Origin of the sequence: Cohnella sp. GCM10020058 (assembly GCF_042683485.1) — a bacterium.
Classification (GTDB): domain Bacteria; phylum Bacillota; class Bacilli; order Paenibacillales; family Paenibacillaceae; genus Cohnella.
This window is the reverse complement of the sequence record NZ_JBHUJV010000001.1, coordinates 63,085-82,725: the sequence shown is the minus strand read 5'-3', so window position 1 is coordinate 82,725 and position 19,641 is coordinate 63,085. Positions and strand designations below refer to the sequence as shown.

At 56.5% G+C, this 19,641-nt stretch carries 8 protein-coding genes; all 8 read right to left on the bottom strand.

The window, feature by feature from the left end; translation table 11 throughout:
- Positions 1 to 321: 321 nt before the first annotated feature.
- The 8 genes from ACFSR7_RS00355 to ACFSR7_RS00320 all read right to left on the bottom strand — a co-directional run bounded on the left by ACFSR7_RS00355 (position 322) and on the right by ACFSR7_RS00320 (position 19,127).
- Positions 322 to 1,500 carry a S8 family serine peptidase gene (locus tag ACFSR7_RS00355; RefSeq protein WP_378158344.1) on the bottom strand — a complete coding sequence of 393 codons (1,179 nt, stop codon included), beginning with the start codon at positions 1,498 to 1,500 and terminating at the stop codon, positions 322 to 324.
- A gap of 260 nt (positions 1,501 to 1,760) precedes the next feature.
- Positions 1,761 to 2,009, bottom strand: a complete 249-nt coding sequence (locus ACFSR7_RS00350) for a hypothetical protein (protein ID WP_378158343.1) — start codon at positions 2,007 to 2,009, stop codon at positions 1,761 to 1,763.
- Positions 2,002 to 2,601, bottom strand: a complete 600-nt coding sequence (locus ACFSR7_RS00345; protein ID WP_378158341.1) for a hypothetical protein — start codon at positions 2,599 to 2,601, stop codon at positions 2,002 to 2,004. Before ACFSR7_RS00345 ends, ACFSR7_RS00350 begins: the two co-directional genes overlap by 8 nt.
- Positions 2,598 to 3,431: a hypothetical protein gene (locus ACFSR7_RS00340; RefSeq protein ID WP_378158340.1), complete on the bottom strand. Its 834-nt coding sequence runs from the start codon at positions 3,429 to 3,431 to the stop codon at positions 2,598 to 2,600. The genes ACFSR7_RS00345 and ACFSR7_RS00340 overlap by 4 nt, the downstream gene beginning before the upstream one ends.
- Positions 3,432 to 3,469: 38 nt before the next feature.
- The gene (locus ACFSR7_RS00335; RefSeq protein WP_378158339.1) at positions 3,470 to 4,297 is read right to left on the bottom strand and encodes a GNAT family N-acetyltransferase; all 828 of its coding nucleotides are present in this window, start codon (positions 4,295 to 4,297) and stop codon (positions 3,470 to 3,472) included.
- Between the two features lie 254 nt (positions 4,298 to 4,551).
- Complete coding sequence (locus ACFSR7_RS00330; protein ID WP_378158338.1) at positions 4,552 to 5,565, bottom strand: S-layer homology domain-containing protein; 1,014 nt, start codon at positions 5,563 to 5,565, stop codon at positions 4,552 to 4,554.
- A gap of 76 nt (positions 5,566 to 5,641) precedes the next feature.
- Positions 5,642 to 12,289 (bottom strand): DUF5695 domain-containing protein, encoded by a 6,648-nt coding sequence (locus ACFSR7_RS00325; RefSeq protein ID WP_378158336.1) that lies wholly within the window; start codon positions 12,287 to 12,289, stop codon positions 5,642 to 5,644.
- Positions 12,290 to 12,956: 667 nt separating this feature from the next.
- The gene (locus tag ACFSR7_RS00320; RefSeq protein ID WP_378158335.1) at positions 12,957 to 19,127 is read right to left on the bottom strand and encodes an Ig-like domain-containing protein; all 6,171 of its coding nucleotides are present in this window, start codon (positions 19,125 to 19,127) and stop codon (positions 12,957 to 12,959) included.
- Positions 19,128 to 19,641 lie beyond the last annotated feature (514 nt).

Sequence of the window (19,641 nt, the reverse complement as noted above, 5' to 3'; positions counted from 1 at the left end):
GTCTGATAACCGGGAACATCTTCGCTTGTAAGGTTGTTATTCGTATCATTTCGATAAGAGATCGTTACGGTAGAATCGCCAGGCACCAGCGTGTACGTTCCATTGCCGTCATCTGTCAGATTTCCATTGGACACGGCTAATTCAGATCCGAGAATGGGCGTTGTTATTGATTGTACCGGACCGGGTTGGCCCGCAAAGGCATTGTTGAGTGGAAAACCGGTCAGGAGCATGCATGCTGCGATGACCAAGCGTAATGCGGCGCTTAATGTTCGTCGATTCATAGATACCTTCCTCCAAAGATGTAATAGAGCCTCCTGCTGCTTACTTCATCAGGCCGAATGCGGCCGCCATTTCCAGCGCATTCACGCTTCCCAATCCTGCCGTCATGGAATAGGAATCACCTCCCTCAACGACGGCTTCCTCGGAGCTCGAATCTACGCGGTTAAAAGCCGGCTGACCCATCAGACCGTAAAGTGTCTCATGAATATCGCCAAGTCCCCGCTGCAGCCCTCCGGCAATGTTCGCGAAAATGCCTGCCATATAAGGCGCGGCGACGCTAGTCCCCGTGGCCGGTAACCAGGATCCCTCGCCTGTCTTGGGGTCGGTGACGAAGATTGGCGGACCGTCTTTATCCGCAGTCGGCGATCCGGCTGCCGTCACGATCGAAGGACCGACGATATCAGGCAGCATGCGGTATTTTCCGCTCTCCGGCTTCCCCTTCAACGAAGCTGCGGCAGCGGATTGATAGCCGGGAGACGGATAGTAGGCGCTCCAGCCGCCTACCGACAGCGGCCATTCGCGTTCGAATACGCGCTTCGACGCCGGATCGGCAGTTATTACAGTTCCGCCGACGGCCACGACATTCGGAAAATAAGACGGAGACGCCACACTCGAATTGTCATCGCTCGGGCCGTTGTCTCCCGTATAAGCAAAGACGGTCGTTCCCCGTCTGCCCATCTCTTCGATAATCGCGTAGGAAAGCTCGTCATCCTGCGGGTTCGGCGCTCGCCCCCACGAGAAAGTAACGATCCGGGCTTGTCCGTCGTCCAAAATTTTCTGCAAGACAAGATTGAAAGGTACTGCGGGAGGAACGGAATACACATCGATTACCGCATCCGGAGCCGCTGCGTGCACCACGTCGATGTCCAGCGTCGACTCCACGTGTCCGATGGCCGATGCGCCTTGATGCACGGCCCCGCCAAATAGAGGAATAACGTTAACGGTGGGTATCGGCAAATTGAACCGTTTGGAGAAAATTTCAATATCGGCAAGCTCGAATGTATCAAATGTCACGATGGCCACATGGACGCCGCTCCCCGTGTAACCCCGCTTATGCAATTCGGAAACGCGGTAATAATCATTGATCGTCGCCCATTTTTGCGCCTCGGCCGTATTCGGTCCGGATGGCGAGTAATTGCGGGAGCCCGGCTGTCCGGAGGTCAGAATACAAAGCGCAATTACAATAAAGATCAATACTTTTCTAACCTTGCCGTATGTCATTCCCATCGTCTCCATGCATTTGAGTTCATTAATAATCTGACATAATTCGACATGGTATAAAATGGGTTTTGATTCTTGCGGACTATTTACATTTTTCGGCATTTTCATCATAGAGAATTGGGACATTTATGTAAAGGAAAATTTACGGTCTGCTTCAACGGCTTCGTAATTCGTGGAAAAATCGTTTGCTACAAGATCATGCCGAGCGAACACGAAAAAAAGAAGGCAGTTGACTGCCCTCACCCTAAGCGTTCCTATAGTTAGTCCCTGTCCGTACGCTTTTCAATCGCGTCCAGCCTTCGTCTCAGCTCTACGTTCTCAAGGCGCAGGCGATTCAACTCGGCTTTGCAGGCCTCCACGAGCAGCAGAAGTCCGAGTCCCGTGGCAAAACCGACGGGGCCGATCCATTTCACTTCGTGCGAAGACAAAAGCCCGACCAGAAAAAAAACAATGCCCGCAATCATCAAGAGAACAGCAACGACGTTCGTCTTGCGAAACGCCTCAAACATGCGGAACCTCCTCCTCCTCTCCGAGCTTTGCGGCAATGTATTCGCGTCCCAACCTCCGTACGAGCACGATCAGCCATATTCCGGCGACGAGCTGGCCTAAGCCGGCGAGCACCGTCATGACCGCCACGAATCCGGTATAGCCGTTCAAGCCGAACGGCAGAACGAACAGCATGACGACGCCCATCGCAAGACTCAAATTCCATGCCGCGCGGAAGGATCGGGCCAACGCTTCGAGGCCGCTCGACGCCGCCGTGCGCGCGAAGCCTTCGCACAAGCCGTACAGCAGCGCGAGCGTGCAAAGCGCCGAAAAGCCGATTGCAGTCAAAGCGGGCATCGCGTATAGACGATCTGTCTGCGAGATCGTCACTGCGGCCGGCACCGCGCCTGCAAGTTCGGCGATCGACAGCGCCAGCATAACGGCCGCCGCCAGCTTGGCGATCCCGAATCCTTGTCGGCGATCCGGGAAGCCGTACAAACCGAGCAGAATCAAGATGAATCCAAGCGCATCCGGCAGCAGGTCGAAGCTGTTGATCCGAAAATCGAACAGCATAAGGCCCAGTCCCCAGGCAATCTGCGAGCAAGCGGTCCTCATTCCTTCGACCTCCTCTGCGCCTTGACGTATTCGCGAATGGCCGCCTGCGAAGGATAAGGCTGCCGCTCCGTCGGAATCATTTGCGCCCGACGGCTGCCGGCCTCATCCGTATATTCGAGCAGAAGCCGCATCGCGACGGGCTGGAGGTAGAGCTGCGAATTCGGCGGAACCGGAAAAGCCATGTTCAGCGATAACGACGATCCGGCCTCGATCGCACTTGGAAAGACGACATTCTCTTTTCCAACGTGCAGCTCATACGTAAAGGCCGAGCCGAGCTCGCTCAAAAAAGCGGAGCTTAAGCCGTTTACTGTGACTGGTTTATCCACCCGGAACGAAGCCGTGCTAGTGCCGTCGCTCGAGCTGGAAGAACTGACTCCGCTGATCGAGTCGCTGCTCCCCCAATCCTTCCGATACACGATCATCTTGCCGATATCCGACGTCCCCCGCGTGCCGTCGCTATAGTTGACGTCGACCGAACGGATCGTCAGCTGCGCTGCCGCCTCGGACGGCGAATCCGCCGCTTCCTGGTCCGGCTCGAAATGCCCGATCAACCGATAAAGCTTCTGACTTCTGAACGTCATATATTCAGAGATCGGATAAAATCGCAGGGCAGGCAGCCCCTCGATCGAAACCGAAACGGGCAGCCGCTTGTCATCGTTGTTGGCGATGTAATACAGCATAAACGAGTCCCCCGGCGAATCGGTCACTTCAATAAGATGCGATAAAAATCGGCCTTCCGGCAACCGGTTCGTTTGGTGCGAATAAATGTTGCCCGCCCAGCTTGCGACTAGAACAACGGCGACAATCCATCCAACGTATGCCTTCCGCAAACGATCTCCCCTTTCGCCTCGGCCATCCTCCAGCCGCTTCACCCGTCCAGCCGCGTCCACGTCGTCCTCACGTACCCGAGCTTCATCCCCGCCCGATCCATATTCCGATGGCTTTGGGACAAATACGCGCACTGACCCACGGCGATGTCGCAGCCCCTCCGGTACGCTTCGTCGATTCTGGCGTCCAGCAGCCGCCCATGGAGCCCTCTGTTTCTGTAGGCCGGCAGCGCGGCTGCGAAGGTGAACGAGGCTTTGTTATTCCGGGTAAAAAGAACGCCGGCGGCGGCAGCGACACCATCCACGTAAGCGAGATAGAACTGCCATCCCGGCCGGCCGTGCAGCACCCGGTTATTCGCGGCGACGGACGGGATTCCCGCATCCGGCAATCCCGTCCCTCTGCAATGGATTGCCGCGTACAGCTCCAATTGATCCTCCCGCAGCGCTTCGATCGAGATCGCGCCCGCACTCGGTCCAACTTGCCTCGCTTCTCGCCGTTCGGGCTGCACATACATAGACGTATGTATGCCGGAAGGATAAAATCCCGCCTCCGTCAATTTCCTGAGCAGACTCGGACTCGCCAGGGCCGGCACCGCTTCGAACTGAACGGCACGCCCCTTGTCCCGATAGAACGCGACGATCGAATCGATCTCTTCCGCATCCGCCTCGGCGAGCCCTTTTACCGTGTTAAAGGCGGGCCAAGGCATCGTCTTGCTGTAAAAGCATACGGCATTGCCGAAGCGTTCGATCTCGATGCCTTCGGGGTTGCCGGGTCTGTCCCGGATGGCCTCCATGCGATCCATCATGAATTCGATCTCGGAAGCCTCGATATTGCGAATGAGCGCAAGCGACGGCAGCAATGAATTCATAGAGGGTCCCTCCAGCAACAAGGTTTATCCCCTGATTTTACCACTCTCTGTCGCGAATGGTTCCAAATATTTTAACCCATCCGGCAATTCTATTCCTCCGTTGGCCGACCGTTTCTCCTTTTCCAATAGTATCCGGTTCCCGAAGGCTACCGGCGCGAGCCGCGAAAAGCTCCGCCTGTTCAGGCTAGGCCTGAGGGGCGGAGCTTTTTGATGGTAAGTAGATTAAGTAGATTATTTAGTCAGTAATGCGTTCTTTATTTCAGCGCATCAAGCATTCTAAGAATAACCGTAACGGCCTCTGCGCGGGTTGCAGGCGCGTTCGGCGCAAATTGGTTGTGCGTATTTCCCTTCATGAGGCCCAGCTTCACGGCCGCCTTCACGGAGGGGATTGCCCAAGCCGGTATCTGATCGAGATCCGCGAACGCCAATTGAATATCGGTGCTTGCTTCTTTGCCCATTGCACGTACGAGGATCGCCGACATTTCCGAGCGCGTGATCCATTTGTTCGCACCGAACGTATCGTCAGCGTAGCCGGTAATCAGCTTGGCTTCCACCGCTGTTTGTACATACGCTTTTGCCCATGCAGGAATCTCTATATTGTCCGTGAATGCCGGACCTTTGCCGTCGCTTGTCTGCAACTGCAGCGCCCGAACGATCATAGCCGCGAATTCCGCCCTTGTCACTTGAAGATTCGGCTTGAAGGTGGCATCCGCGTAGCCGGTGACGAAGCCCCTCTTTACGGCCTCATAGATGGACGCTTGGGCCCAGTGTTTTTTGATATCCTTGAAAATCAGCAAATGGGGATCGTCCGCCACCGCTGCCGTGACTTGAGGATCAAGCGTAACGACGTTCAGCTTGGAATCGACGAGTTTGATATCGCCAAGCTTGATGGACGTTGTCCCGGATCCGATACGCTCAAAGGTGATCACGGACAGCTCCACGTCTCCCTTCTCGCCGCCGACCTCTCCCACCTTCGTATGCGCGATTCGGATCGTATTCGCGCCAAGGATCGGGTTTACCGAAAAGCCTTTAATCGACGTTTCCGCCTTGCCAAAGGAAAGCATATCCTCGTCATAAGACAAACCTAAATCGTAAGCGTACAAATCCGTGAGCCCGTGCCCCATAATAGACAGCTTCACATCTCTGTCCGAATAACTAAGCTTTAATTCGAACGTGGCATCGGCTTCTTTGGCAGCAGCACTTCCCTGCGACACCCCAATAGCCAGGATGACGATCGACAATAGCAGGATCAGCTTGCGTTTTAACATGCGACTCATCCCTCCATGAACTGAGGAGGAAGGCGCCGAAGCGCCTCCCCTCATGCTTCCAAATAACGCCGATCGTTTATTGCTGCAGCCAATTCCCTACGATCATGCGCGCTACAGCCGCCAGTTCGAGAATCGTAATCTCGTGATGATCGAACAAGTCGGCCTTCTCTACCTGATCCCAGCCAGGCTGATCCTTCTTGACACCGTAATATTTAGCGATAATCGACAGATCCTGAATCGTAATGGATGTCGCTCCGGGTACCAGCGTCACGATCTTTGAAGCGAATGTCGATACAGCCGCATTCAAGTCTGCCGTCGCTGCATCCACCGTCGACTGCGAGACGCCGCCGCTGCTCTTCACTGCGTTCGCCGCCACGATGGCCGCTTGCAAATTCGTGATGGCGGCCGCCGGATATTGACCGACTTTGTTGCCCGCCGTTGCCTTCGCAGCTTTGGCTTGGGCGGCGGCAATCGCTTGATTTAATGCGCCCAGATCGACTGATGGCGTGGTCGTCGGATTCACGCTGGCTCTGAACGTGCTCGCCGCCGTCGTTAAGGTCGATACGGCCAGGTCTACCTCGGATTGCGTTACCGCCGTCCGGTCGCGGACAACGATAGCAGCGTTAATCGCAGCTTGCAGCGCCGCCTTTGCACCTGCCGGATATTGGCCCGGCGCCGATCCTTCCACTGCAGCGCTCCATGCTTGCTCGGCATCCAGAATGGCCGTATTCAAGGCTGCTTTATCGATTTGAATGACCGAGCCGCTGAAGACGGTTACTGCCGCATCCAATGCGGCAAGCGCCTCAGCGACGTCTGCCGTCGTTGCCGCTCCGTTCTGCGCCACTGCCGATGCAAGATCGATTGCGGCTTGCAGCGTTGCTTTGGAGCCGGTCGGATACTGGCCCTGTTGATTGCCTTCGGACGCCCCGTCATGCAGCGCTTGGGCGGTCCCAATGGCAGCAATCAATGCCGTCTTGTCGACTTGAACGACTTGAATGTCTGCCTTGGCCTGCGCGGTGTCGAGCAGCGAATAATGGCCCTCGTCTCCGACCATTTCCTGCTTGGTTACCGCAACCGTTGTCGTTGTGGCAGCGGCATCCGCCCTGGCATGGCCTTGAAGAACGAACAACGGACCGTCTCCCGTCAAGAAGCTTCCCGTGAGTCCCATAATGATCAGGATCTCCCCGGTTTCCGGCTTGACGGCCGTCTCGACAACCTGGAGCCCCGTACGCGAAGACGTAATTGCCCCTTCAGCCAGTACGTTGACGTCATTGTTCAATGAGGTTGCAAACCCGATCACGGCCGGATCGTACTTCAGCTCCACGCTCAGCATATTAAAATTATGCGCCAAGCCGTTTACGCCGACTGTAAGGTTAACCGGTTGACCCGCGTATACGGGCGCTGAAGGACCGGTTATGCTGGCGCCCGGCTGCAGCGCGGGCCCTTGCGGAATGACGACTTCCTTATCGGGGCTGGCGTTAAGGGAGTCGGTCGCGCGATACCGGACAAAATACGTGCCGGCGCCGAGTCCCGTAACCTCCGCTCCCGTAATGGCGGTATAGGTCTGCGAGCCTTCCTTCCTGTACTCCATGGCCGAGGTCACGCCGGTAAGCTTTCCGTCATTTCCGTTGACGACGGTCGGCTGTACCCCTGCGGGCGTCGTCGGTGCCTGCTGATCCTGCTTGGCCGCCGCCTGGGTCACTTCCCATTCCCACAAGCCGACGCCATTGCCGTTCCGGGCTTTTTTGGTCATCGTAACGCGCAGCGATTTAACCGCCAGCGCCGGGTTAAATTCAAAGATGTTCGAGGAACCTACCGGCGTCGTCAGCGCGACGATGCCCGTGCTGACGGTCCCTGCCGTCACCCACTCATTCGTTTGGCTGTTTAGCGGAATGTACGAATACGTGTATTTGGTGGGCGCTTCTATCCCCCCGTTATCCGTCCACAGCATCAGATTGGAGCTCTGGAGGGTTGCGCCTTGCGGCCAGTCGTATTGCACCCATTCCTCGGCGCTCGTATTGCCCCACGAACCCCAATGCGGGTTGGTCGTTGCCGTTTTTAACCCATCGTTAACCGCAGGAAGACTCTCCCACGACGAAGTGAAGCTGGCCGAGAGGCTGGCCGCAAACGCCATATTTTTATCGCGCGGGCTGAGCAGCCGCAGATCCGTCCGCAGCTTCTCAATGGCCTGGGCCACGTCCTCATCCGTCGCTTCCTTGTTGCTCATGACGGCAGCGGCGCCGGCCTTGGCGGCGGCAATCGGCGCAAGACCCTGATCGATGAAGTTCGCGGCTTTTAAGGAATTCGCAAAGTTAATCATCTGCGCGAGCTGCGATTTATCCGTCGCTCCCGTATAGCCGTTCACCTTCCACTCCAAAATGCCGATCCCTACGGTAAGAGGTTTCATGTCGATGCGAGCGCCCGTGATATAAGCTGGTTCGAAGGTGGTCGTATTGTACTTATTCAATGCGTTTCCAAGTCCCGTTACGCCTCTTGGCGTATACCATTTTCCGTCCGCATCGCGAAGCTGAAGCTTCATATCGGTCGGTTGAAAATTGCCGGAGCCGTCCCGGAACACATATACGTCCATCGACGAGGCAAGGAACGGTTCATCCCACTGGTACATGACCCATGCCGGTTCGCCTTCTTTTCCCCAGTTGTGCCATGCACTATTAGAGGCGCCTTTCGTTGGCGAGAAGTCCGACGAGCTCTTCGGATCGTAGCCGTTATTCATCGCTTCGGGATATCCGTCGCCGCCCGAATAGCTGGCGGACGGTTTTGCGATCAGCGCGTTGTTTTGAGGCTGCGCTTTTACGACATAGACAGTGACGCGCACCTTCAGGTCGCTGTCTGCGATATGCCCCTCGACGACGAATTCGCCTGCTTTCGCATAGCTGGCCGGATCGACCTCGTTCCATGCGATTGCGCTTTTCCGATAGCCGTCCTCGAGCAAAATATCCACCTGTCCGGGAAGCGTCGGAGCCGCGTTGACGGGCGTCACGACGCTAACCGTCTTATAGGCGCCATCGGTGTCTTTTGCGATATTCACCGTTACATCCTTGCTGGACGCCTTGCCTTCATCGGCCGCCGTAAAGGTAAATACATAGGTGCCTGCCTTGCTGATACGGGCATAAGCATCGGCTTTGCCGCCATCGACAAATGTAACGTCAGCCGCGCCCTCCGGTTTTTGCTTCACCGTCCATCCGTACGTCCATACAGGCTCGGATACCTCGCTGTACACCGGATCAGCGGTCGCCTTCCCGGACAATACGATAATGCTGCCGTTCGAAGCGTCCTGAACCGCAGTCACCTCGCCGATGACCGGAGGCTGTTTTTCCGGCGGAGCGGCCAACGTGAAGGTCAGATCGTTAGAACCGCTCTTTTGCCCATCATTGGCGGTAAGTCTCACCGTATAAGTACCTGCCTTGGTGCCGTTTGCCCGCGTGATTGTCGACTTCGGATTGGTAAAGCTCAGCTTGCCGCCTTCCGGCGTGCTTACCGCTTCCCATTGATAAGTCAACGTGCCGCCAGGTGCGCCGTCATCGGTCACGGTTCCTTCCATGACGAACGGAATCATCGCCTGCGGGTCTTGCGTCGTCAGCTTTGCCGTAACCTTCGGGGTTTCATTTTCGCCCGTATCGGTCTTTTCAATGGTCAATTTAGCCGTCAGCGCACTGCTCATTTGGAACATGGCCGTGCCTTTATTGTTCTGTACATAGAACTGTCCGGCGTCTTTGTCGTCCAGTTTTATCGTATAGTAACCGTTCTCGACGCCTGCGCCATCGAACGTAATCTTTGAAGCGTGCTCGCTTTTTGCAAGATTCGAGAGCTGCAAACGATAGGACTTGCCGTCCTTTTGAATTTCCGCGCTTTCGATTTTGTCGCTTTCCGAGACCAGGTAGATCTTTTCGTCGATCAGGTTGATGCGTTTGCCGAATCCGTCCTTGGGCGCGATCCGATAAGTGCCGTCCTCCTCCGAGACCGAAGCGCCGTATCCGAAAAGACCGAATACCGGATCGGTGACGATATCGGAGCTGATCCGCAGCAGCGAGCCATAGAGGCCTTCCTCCGATTCGCCGGAGAAGTCCTGCCAGCCGTTGTTCATCACGCGCGTACCGCCGTCGTTTACGTTTTTGGTGCCGGTTCCGCCCTTCTGGGCGTTGTATCTCCAGGAGATGCCGCCTACGGACAGATTTGAGATCTGCCCCATATTGACGGCATTGAAGTTTGAAATCTTCGCCGCATAGTTGCGCTGCTGAGCGACGGCGGCCTGTTCCCCGGTTCTCCCGTCATTTTCATAGCGTAGCCAGTCATCCATAATGGAGCCAGCCAAAGAAGCGGTATATTGAAAATTCCACCAGCCCTCGCCGGCGCGGAATACCGGTACGGAATAGTAGTACCAGGTCGGCTGAATGCCCCGCATGGCTCGCGTTTTCAAGTCGGCCAAGCCCATGCTCTTCAGTGCAGCGTCCGCCCGCGCGTCTTCGGGGTAATAGGTGCGCAGCGCCTTGGCCGCGGCATAGGCCCCTTCTTCGCCGGTATTGTCGTATTCGAATTCCGATCCGTAAGGATAAGCGGCATTGGTCACGTTCCGTCCTTTGGTTTGGGCGAACTTCTTTTTCAAATTCTCATACTCGGTCAGCATGCCTTCTTCCTTAAGCGCCTCGATCATATCCGGAATCTGCTGCTCGCCGTAGAAGCCGGTTGCACCGCTGGAGACGCGGTTATAGTAAATGCCGTAGGCCTTCTCCAGATAGTACTGCGGCGTCTCGCGATAATCTAACAGATGGGGATATGCCTTTTGGATCCGATACATGTTAAAGTAGCCGGTGGACTCCATGATCTCGGAAAATGTCCGTACATAGGGACTTGCCGAATTCGTGTAAACGCCTGAATCTTTGAGGTAGTTGGCGACCGTAAAGGTTTTCTGCGTGTTTTTCATATAACTTTGCCACATGTAGTCGATCAGGTAGTTCTCAATGGAGCGTATCTCGTCAGGATCGGGATCGAGCACATTTTTCATCGTCATAAAATTGATGTTATCGTGGCTCCAGTCATCCCCCCAATGGCTGGTCGTCGTGTCCATGCCGGTTGTCAGATACCAGTCGCGGTAATTGCCGAAGGTCGGACTTGTCGGGTCCTTGTCCTGCGTTTTCTCGACCATAAATTCGGCGTGGGCTTGCGAGGTTTGATCGAGCTCGGCGAGAATATTGAATTCGAACTGTGTAAACTTATCCAGTTGCTCGGTGCCGCTCTTCAGCTTGTAATTCACACGTACGCTGTTATTGCCGATGTTGCCGAACTTGAGCGCATACAGATGATGCTGCTCGCCGTTAACGATCTTGGTCTCCACGAACTGTACGGATTCCGAATACCCCAGATTCCCGTCGGGCAGTCCGCGTCCGGCGCGGGAGTTGTTGACCATGGCGCTTCTGGTCTGGCCGGGCTTGATATCGGGGATATGCGCGGCATCGAACGGATCGTTCTCTTGCACGGACTGAATGTCTACCGACTGCACGTCGATGAGGCGATCGTCGTAATGCAGGTCCAGCATAACCGGCATATTGATCGCAGCCTGGAAGCCCGGCAACGCAACGGCATCGATCATGCCCGATTTGTACAGGTTGGAGCGAAGGTTAGCCTCGCGTTCTTCCATCGAAGTTGAAGCGTTGTTGGGACTTTGCGCATTGGCTTGCGGACTGTTGTCGCCTGCGCGCACCGCCGAAAATTTAAACTTGTACGTTTTTTGCTGATCCGGCGCCAACACGAGGCTGGTCGTATCCTTAAAATATCCGCGTCCGGTTTTCTGTATATCCTTGGAGTGGATATACAGCACGTTCAGCCCGGGAAACCAGCCGCCGCTGTCGCCGACCCAGTTGGAATACAGGCTCCCGTTGTGGAGCTCGCCCGTATCGCCCAGCCAGTAATCCACGTATTCAATGCGGGCGCCACTTTCCGGCACTGGGGCAAACATCATGAAATTTCCTTCGCCGCTCGTGCGGATCGCATAGGAATACCCGCTGTCGGCACCGGCAAAGTTATGTACCGTCACTCGATTGTCGTACGTATCCGATACGGATAAATACTTGTTATTCCATGGCATCGGCAAGCCGATATCGCCGAATTCCATATATTTGCTGCTTTTATTTTTCACCGTGATTTCCCATAGCAGCGAACCATCATCCGTATCCATGTCGAATACGGACTTCACGTCAAAACCTTTCATCGCCCTGGCAGTTGCGGAATCGAGATTTTGTCCGATAAAGTTGACTTCCACTTTTTTGCCGTCCGAGGATGCCTGCTTCGTAAAGTAGGGGTTGGCAGAGTTGATCGTCGTATATTTGGTCGATCCGCCGGCTGCCAATGTTTTGTTCGTATCCACTTCTACAAAGCCGGCCCTGTCGTTAGGGAATTGCTCGCTGTCGCCGGTACGGTAAGAAAAAATCATTTCTCCCATCCATTGATGCTGAACGTCGTTCTGCGGCGACGTATTGTTGGGCAATACAAAATTGATCGGCTTGCCGCCTTTGTTTGTCGGGTTATTCTGAATATATAATTCTTCGATCTGCCCCAGATCGCCGATCTTGGCGGAGAGACTGGCATTGGAAATGCCGTTCGCCGCTGCCGCTGCCGAGGGCACAGCGTTCATCCCCAAGGGCAGCCCGCCGATAAATAAGGCGGACGAAGTGGCCAGCGATACCAGCTTTTTAGTCGTCGTTTTCATTTTGACCTCCTGGTTACATGGCTTAATTACTCGAAAATGGAAGCGTTTTCATAATTGGTTCGCAAAAATACTTTTAATTCCACCTCCCTTTGAAAATTAGCCCCGCCAAATGCTTTTTAAATGTTCAGTTCGGCGAATTCATAGTCGCCAACCCTTAAGCAATCGCTTTCATAAATATTTTATATCCTGCAAACCGCCCAAAAAAAGTACGATATTCAATCACTTTTTTAAAATTTGCAACCTATTTGCGCCGCCCCGCATATCGTCACCTGCATCTCTTCGCCTGCGCCGCCTTTTTGCAGCAATGCCTGCAAATATACATCTTTATTCGCCGATGTCGGCACTTTTAGACTGAAAAGATGCAAATGTACATTTATTTTTCTTCACCGGCCGCATTTCCGGCTTGTGCTTTGAATTTACCTGCACATTTGCATCTTTTTCATCGCGCGTCGTTGATCCGAAGAAAATACCTGTACGAATGCAGGTATTTCGACTCCCGATATGACCGAAAAGCGCCGGCATTCAAAATGCACGCATGCTTCCCGCGAATCGCCTCCGAATCTTTGAGGAAGAGTCGGAATTGCTCGATGTTAGGGAACAGCCGCCGAACGCAAAAAGAGCGGATCGCTCCGCTCTCTCTTGTTGCATATCGGGTATATCGCATTTTCTAAAGCCGCTCGATCATTCTCATGATCAGCACGGCCGCTTCCGCCCGCGTGACAGAAGCGAGGGGCGCAAATTGGTTCCCCTCTTGCCCCTGCATTAGCCCGGCTTGCTGCGCGGATGCCACCGCCGCCTTCGCCCACGCCGGAATGTCGTTCGCATCCGCGAACGGGAGCGCCGTCTCAGACGGTTCCGGCAATTGCAGCGCACGCGCCGCAATCGCCGCCAGTTCCGCCCGGCTCATGAGCGCTCCCGGCCGGAACGTTCCGTCCGCGAAGCCCCGAATCAGCCCTTGCGACGTCGCTTCCGCAACGGACGAACGCGCCCATGCCGGAATGACTGCTGCATCCGCAAATGTCGTCGGCTCCGCGCTTTCAGCTGCGCCGTTGCTCAGCTTCAGTGCACGGCTGAGCATTACCGTGAATTCCACGCGCGACACCTGCTGGTTTGGACGGAAGGTGCCGTCTTGATACCCCGTCAGGATTCCTTTACCGACCGCCGCTTCGATCTCCGTCTTCGCCCAATGACCGGTTACGTCGCTAAGCTGGATAGCAGGCTTTTCCGGCTGGGTAGTTTGTTCGGCAACCGAGAGGACGGCGAACGCAGCAAATCGGCTCGTTTGCGCGCTATAGACATCTCCGTTCAGGCTCCCGTCCATCTCCGTCCACTGACTTGCCGCTTCGTCATACGCGAACAGGGCGGCTCTGCGGCCTTCGCCGATCGTTGCGGAATCGAGTCTGATTTGCAGCGACATCTGCAGTTGGAGCGTTTCCTCGATATTTTTGCTTAAGCGGAAAACCATGCTCAGCGCCTGCGCATCGCCGGGCAGACGCAGCTCGTTCGCATCAAGCATTTCTAACGTCAGCGAAAAGGGGCGGCTCGCCGCATGGACCATAACAGAAACGTTCCCGTTGTCTCCTATACTTGCCGCGCACACGCCGATCCCGCAGTTGACTAGAATACGAGAGGGATCCGATGGCGCCGTATTCGGAGCGAAGTCTACCTGCACACGGATGATCGCCTTCATGCCTTCCGGGTTCGTCGATCCAGTCGGCGCTGTCAGTGTGCCGACGAATGTGTACGCGCCCGGCGTCTTCCCGTCGTATGCCGGTGTGCCGCCGTTCCACATCACTGTCGCCGGCTTTGTTTCCCCGTTGCTTAACGTTACCTCAACAGTGGCGGGCAATCCCGCGTCCTCCAGCTTCGTGCCGTATGGCACACGGATGTCGGCGAGTGTGCCTACCGATGATACGATCGGCAGCTCGACGATAACGTTGATAATCGCCGTCTTGCCGTCCGGATTCGTCGATCCTGTCGGCGCCGTCAGCGTACCGACAAACGCGTATGTGCCCGGCTTCGTTCCGTCGTAAGACGGCGTGCCGCCGTTCCACGTCACCGTCGCCGACTTGTTATCCCCGCTGCTCAGCGTTACGTCTACCGCAGCAGGCAGTCCGGCGTCTTCCAGCTTCGTGCCGTATGGCACACGAATGTCGGGGAGCGTGCCTACCGACGATACGGTCGGCAGTTCGACGATAACATTGATGTTCGCCGTCTTGTCGTCCGGGTTCGTCGATCCTGTCGATGCTGTCAGCGTACCGACAAACGCGTATGTGCCCGGCTTCGTTCCGTCGTAAGACGGCGTGCCGCCGTTCCACGTCACCGTCGCCGACTTGTTATCCCCGCTGCTCAGCGTTACGTCTACCGCAGCAGGCAGTCCGGCGTCTTCCAGCTTCGTGCCGTATGGCACGCGGATGTCGGCGAGTGTGCCTACCGACGATACGGTTGGCAGCTCGACGATAACGTTGATGCTCGCTGTCTTGTCGTCCGGATTGGTCGATCCTGTCGGCGCCGTCAGCGTACCGACAAACGCATACGTGCCTGGCTTTGTCCCATCGTAAGACGGCGTGCCGCCGTTCCACGTCACCGTCGCCGATTTGGTATCTCCACTGCTCAGCGTTACGTCTACCGCAGCGGGCAGTCCCGCGTCTTCCAGCTTCGTGCCGTATGGCACACGGATGTCGGCGAGTGTGCCTACCGATGATACGATCGGCAGCTCGACGATAACGTTGATAATCGCCGTCTTGCCGTCCGGATTCGTCGATCCTGTCGGCGCCGTCAGCGTACCGACAAACGCGTATGTGCCCGGCTTCGTTCCGTCGTATGTCGGCGTGCCGCCGTTCCACGTCACCGTCGCCGATTTGGTATCTCCGCTGCTCAGCGTTACGTCTTCCGCAGCAGGCAGTCCCGCGTCTTCCAGCTTCGTGCCGTATGGCACACGAATGTCGTCGAGCGAGCCTACCGACGATACGGTCGGCAGTTCGACGATAACATTGATGTTCGCCGTCTTGTCGTCCGGGTTCGTCGATCCTGTCGATGCTGTCAGCGTACCGACAAACGCGTATGTGCCCGGCTTCGTTCCGTCGTAAGACGGCGTGCCGCCGTTCCACGTCACCGTCGCAGACTTGGTATCCCCGCTGCTCAGCGTTACATCTACCGCAGCTGGCAGTCCGGCGTCTTCCAGCTTCGTGCCGTATGGCACGCGGATGTCGGCGAGCGTGCCTACCGTCGATATGGTTGGCAGCTCGACGATAACATTGATGTTCGCCGTCTTGTCGTCCGGATTGGTCGATCCTGTCGGCGCCGTCAGCGTACCGACAAACGCATACGTACCCGGCTTCGTCCCGTCATACGCCGGCGTACCGCCGTTCCACGTCACCGTCGCCGACTTGGTATCCCCGCTGCTCAGGGTTACGTCAACAGTTGTAGGCAATCCTGCGTCTTCCAGCTTTGTGCCGTACGGCACACGGATGTCGGCGAGTGTGCCTACCGATGATAAGATCGGCAGCTCGACGATAACGTTGATGCTCGCCGTCTTGTCATTTGGATTGGTCGATCCTGTCGGCGCTGTCAGCGTACCGACAAACGCATACGTACCCGGCTTAGTCCCGTCATATGCCGGCGTGCCGCCGTTCCATGTCACCGTCGCCGACTTGGTTTCCCCGCTGCTCAGCATTGCATCAACAGTTGTGGGCAAACCCACATCCTCCAGCTTCGTGCCAAAAGGTACGCGGATGTCAACGAGCGTATCTACCGATGATACGGTCGGTAACGCTACGATAATGTTGATGCTTGCCGTCTTGTCGTTCGGGTTCGTCGATCCAGTCGGCGCTGTCAGCGTACCGACAAACGCATACGTACCCGGCTTCGTCCCGTCATATGCCGGCGTGCTACCGTTCCACGTCACCGTCGCAGACTTGGTATCCCCGCTGCTCAGGGTTACGTCTACCGTTGCGGGCAGTCCGGCATCTTCCAGCTTCGTGCCGTACGGCACACGGATGTCGACGAGTGTGCCTACCGTCGATACGATCGGCAACGCTACGATGATGTTGACGCTCGCCGTCTTGCCGTTCGGATTCGTCGATCCAGTCGGCGCCATCAGTGTACCGTCAAACGCATACGTGCCTGGCTTTGTCCCGTCGTAAGACGGCGTGCCGCCATTCCACGTCACCGTCGCCGACTTGGTATCTCCGCTGCTCAGCGTTACGTCTACCGCAGCGGGCAGTCCGGCGTCTTCCAGTTTTGTACCGTATAGCACACGGATGTCGGTGAGCGTGCCTACCGTCGACACGGTCGGTAACGCTACGATAATGTTGATGCTCGCCGTCTTGTCTCCCGGATTCGCCGATCCTATCGGTGCTGTCAGCATACCGACAAACGCATACGTGCCTGGCTTTGTCCCGTCGTAAGACGGCGTGCCGCCGTTCCACGTCACCGTCGCCGACTTGGTTTCCCCGCTGCTCAGGGTTACGTCTACCGTTGCAGGCAGTCCTGCGTCTTCCAGCTTCGTGCCGTATGGCACACGGATGTCGGCGAGCGTGCCTACCGTCGATAGGGTTGGCAGCTCGACGATAATGTTGATGCTCGCCGTCTTGTCTCCCGGATTCGTCGATCCTGTCGGTGCTGTCAGCGTACCGACAAACGCATACGTGCCTGGCTTTGTCCCGTCGTAAGACGGCGTGCCGCCGTTCCACGTCACCGTCGCCGATTTGGTATCTCCGCTGCTCAGCGTTACGTCTACCGCAGCGGGCAGTCCCGCGTCTTCCAGTTTTGTACCGTATGGCACACGGATATCGGTGAGCGTGCCTACCGTCGACACGGTCGGTAACGCTACGATAATGTTGACGCTCGCCGTCTTGCCGTCGGGATTCGTCGATCCAGTCGGCGCCGTCAGCGTACCGACAAACGCATACGTACCCGGCTTCGTCCCGTCATATGCCGGCGTGCCGCCGTTCCACGTCACCGTCGCAGACTTGGTATCCCCGCTGCTCAGCGTTACATCTACCGCAGCTGGCAGTCCAGCGTCTTCCAGCTTCGTGCCGTACGGCACATGAATATCGACGAGCGTGCCTACCGATGATACGGTCGGCAGCTCGACGATAACATTGACGCTCGCCGTCTTGCCGTCGGGATTCGTCGATCCAGTCGGCGCCGTCAGCGTACCGACAAACGCATACGTGCCTGGCTTTGTCCCGTCGTAAGACGGCGTGCCGCCGTTCCACGTCACCGTCGCCGATTTGGTATCTCCGCTGCTCAGCGTTACGTCTACCGCAGCGGGCAGTCCGGCGTCTTCCAGTTTTGTACCGTATGGCACACGGATATCGGTGAGCGTGCCTACCGTCGACACGGTCGGTAACGCTACGATAATGTTGACGCTCGCCGTCTTGCCGTCGGGATTCGTCGATCCAGTCGGCGCCGTCAGCGTACCGACAAACGCATACGTACCCGGCTTCGTCCCGTCATACGCCGGCGTACCGCCGTTCCACGTCACCGTCGCCGACTTCGTTTCCCCGCTGCTCAGCGTCACATTTACCGTGGACGGCAGTCCCGCGGCAGCTAACGTCGTGCCATACGGCACATGAAGATCCGTCAGCGCACCTACCGTCGACACCGTCGGCAGCTCTACCACCACGTTCACGCTTGCCGTCTTGCCGTCCGGGTTGACCGAACCGGCAGGCGCAGTCAACGTCCCGGTGAAAACATAGGTCCCCGGCTTCGTACGATCGTATGCCGGAACGCCTCCGTCCCAAGTTACAGCCGCCGGCTTCGCCGTTCCGTTGCTAAGCGACACGTTGACAGTGCTCGGCAGTCCGAGCCCGTTTTGCATCGTATCGTAAGGTACGCGAATATCCGACAACGAGGCGACGGATACAATCTTGATCGCTTTCCAATGCGCATAAAGCGTCGCGCTGCTCGTGTTCGTAATCGAGCTGATCGGCGTCGTATCCGTAAACGGAACGCCGTCAAGCGTATACCATCCGTCAAACTCGTAGCCCGTAGGACTCGGGCTCGTCAAGCTCAGCCCTGCGGCTTGCACCGTCGAGGCCAATACATGCAGCGAGCCCGGCGGCGTGCCTGGTGCGCCATTCAGGTTAAACGACAGATCGTAGGCATTGCCGCTGACGGTCACGCCCGATACGGGGCTGCTAATCGTACCGGTATTTTGGACGGTCCCATCGCCCCGAAGCGTGCCGGCGCCCTCAATCGTCCCAGAATTAACAAAAGTAACTCCGGCCGGAATCTCCAGTTTTTGACCGCTCGGTATTACAATCGTACCGCTGTTGCTCAAAGAACCAAAAGTAGAGTTGGTCGAGCCGGGACCGATCGCAGAGAAACTGGGGGCGTTGCCGGTAGAAGGCATAACGACGCCCCCCGTGATCGTCACCGCAGCGCCGGGCGCGCCATATCCGCCGCCGATTCCCGCGCCGCCGTTATTGCCGGTCGCATTGACGGTGCCGCCGTTGATCGTCACCGTTCCGCCTGCGCCCTGCAATCCGCCGCCGATGCCTGAACCGCCGTTCCTGCCGGTTGCATTGACAGTCCCGCCGTTAATGGTTACCGTTCCGCCGGCACCGCTAGCCCCTCCGCCGATGCCGGCCGAGCCGTTGGCAGCTCCCATTGCATTAACCGTGCCGCCATTGATAATGATGGTTCCGGCCGCTTTCTGGTATGCCGATCCGATGCCGGCGCCGAAGCCGCCCGAGCCCCCCGTTGCATTCAACGTTCCGCTGCCAAGCGTATCAGTAATCGTGAGCGTCGTACCGGCAAGGACCCCGAGCGCAGCCTGATCGCTTGACACGGGTGCCGTAATCGACAGCGTATATCCTTTCAGATTCAACGTTAGACTTTTCCCCGATGGCAAAGCGATCGCACCCGACGTTTGTATAATATTAGCGCCCAACACGATCGTATCGCCGCTAGGCGCATTTGCAAATGCATCGGTCAGTTCGCTCCATGTCGCTACCGTCCTGTCGGCTGCGTATGTTGGCCCAGGACCGATTGCAAGGACGCCGCCGAACAACAGCACAAGGCACAGACTGCCGAGAAGCCATCTCCTTGAGGTTCTGGAAAATGTCGACCGTCTTCCCGTTCGATTCATCATCTTCTTCCTTTCATTGCAAAAAATAATAGAGCATATGCTGATAGTTGGATGTAATTTTAAAGCGCCCCGGGCGAAACTAACGGAACCCTGTCAATTCTCGTTTTGTCAGACACTCGTACTATATTCTACCATTCATTTAAGAGCTGCATCATAATATGAACGATAAGTTTCAAAAATGGACTTCTTTCCATATAAAAGAACCCTTTCGAGACACTGAATGTGCCTCTGAAAGGGTTCTTCCGAACCGCTG

Excerpts from the sequence above, each read along its gene's own strand:
- ACFSR7_RS00345 (WP_378158341.1), bottom strand. The coding sequence starts at position 2,601 with ATGAGGACCGCTTGCTCGCAGATTGCCTGGGGACTGGGCCTTATGCTG.
- ACFSR7_RS00335 (WP_378158339.1), bottom strand. The coding sequence starts at position 4,297 with ATGAATTCATTGCTGCCGTCGCTTGCGCTCATTCGCAATATCGAGGCT.
- ACFSR7_RS00325 (WP_378158336.1), bottom strand. The coding sequence starts at position 12,289 with ATGAAAACGACGACTAAAAAGCTGGTATCGCTGGCCACTTCGTCCGCC.
- ACFSR7_RS00350 (WP_378158343.1), bottom strand. The coding sequence starts at position 2,009 with ATGTTTGAGGCGTTTCGCAAGACGAACGTCGTTGCTGTTCTCTTGATG.
- ACFSR7_RS00355 (WP_378158344.1), bottom strand. The coding sequence starts at position 1,500 with ATGACATACGGCAAGGTTAGAAAAGTATTGATCTTTATTGTAATTGCG.
- ACFSR7_RS00330 (WP_378158338.1), bottom strand. The coding sequence starts at position 5,565 with ATGTTAAAACGCAAGCTGATCCTGCTATTGTCGATCGTCATCCTGGCT.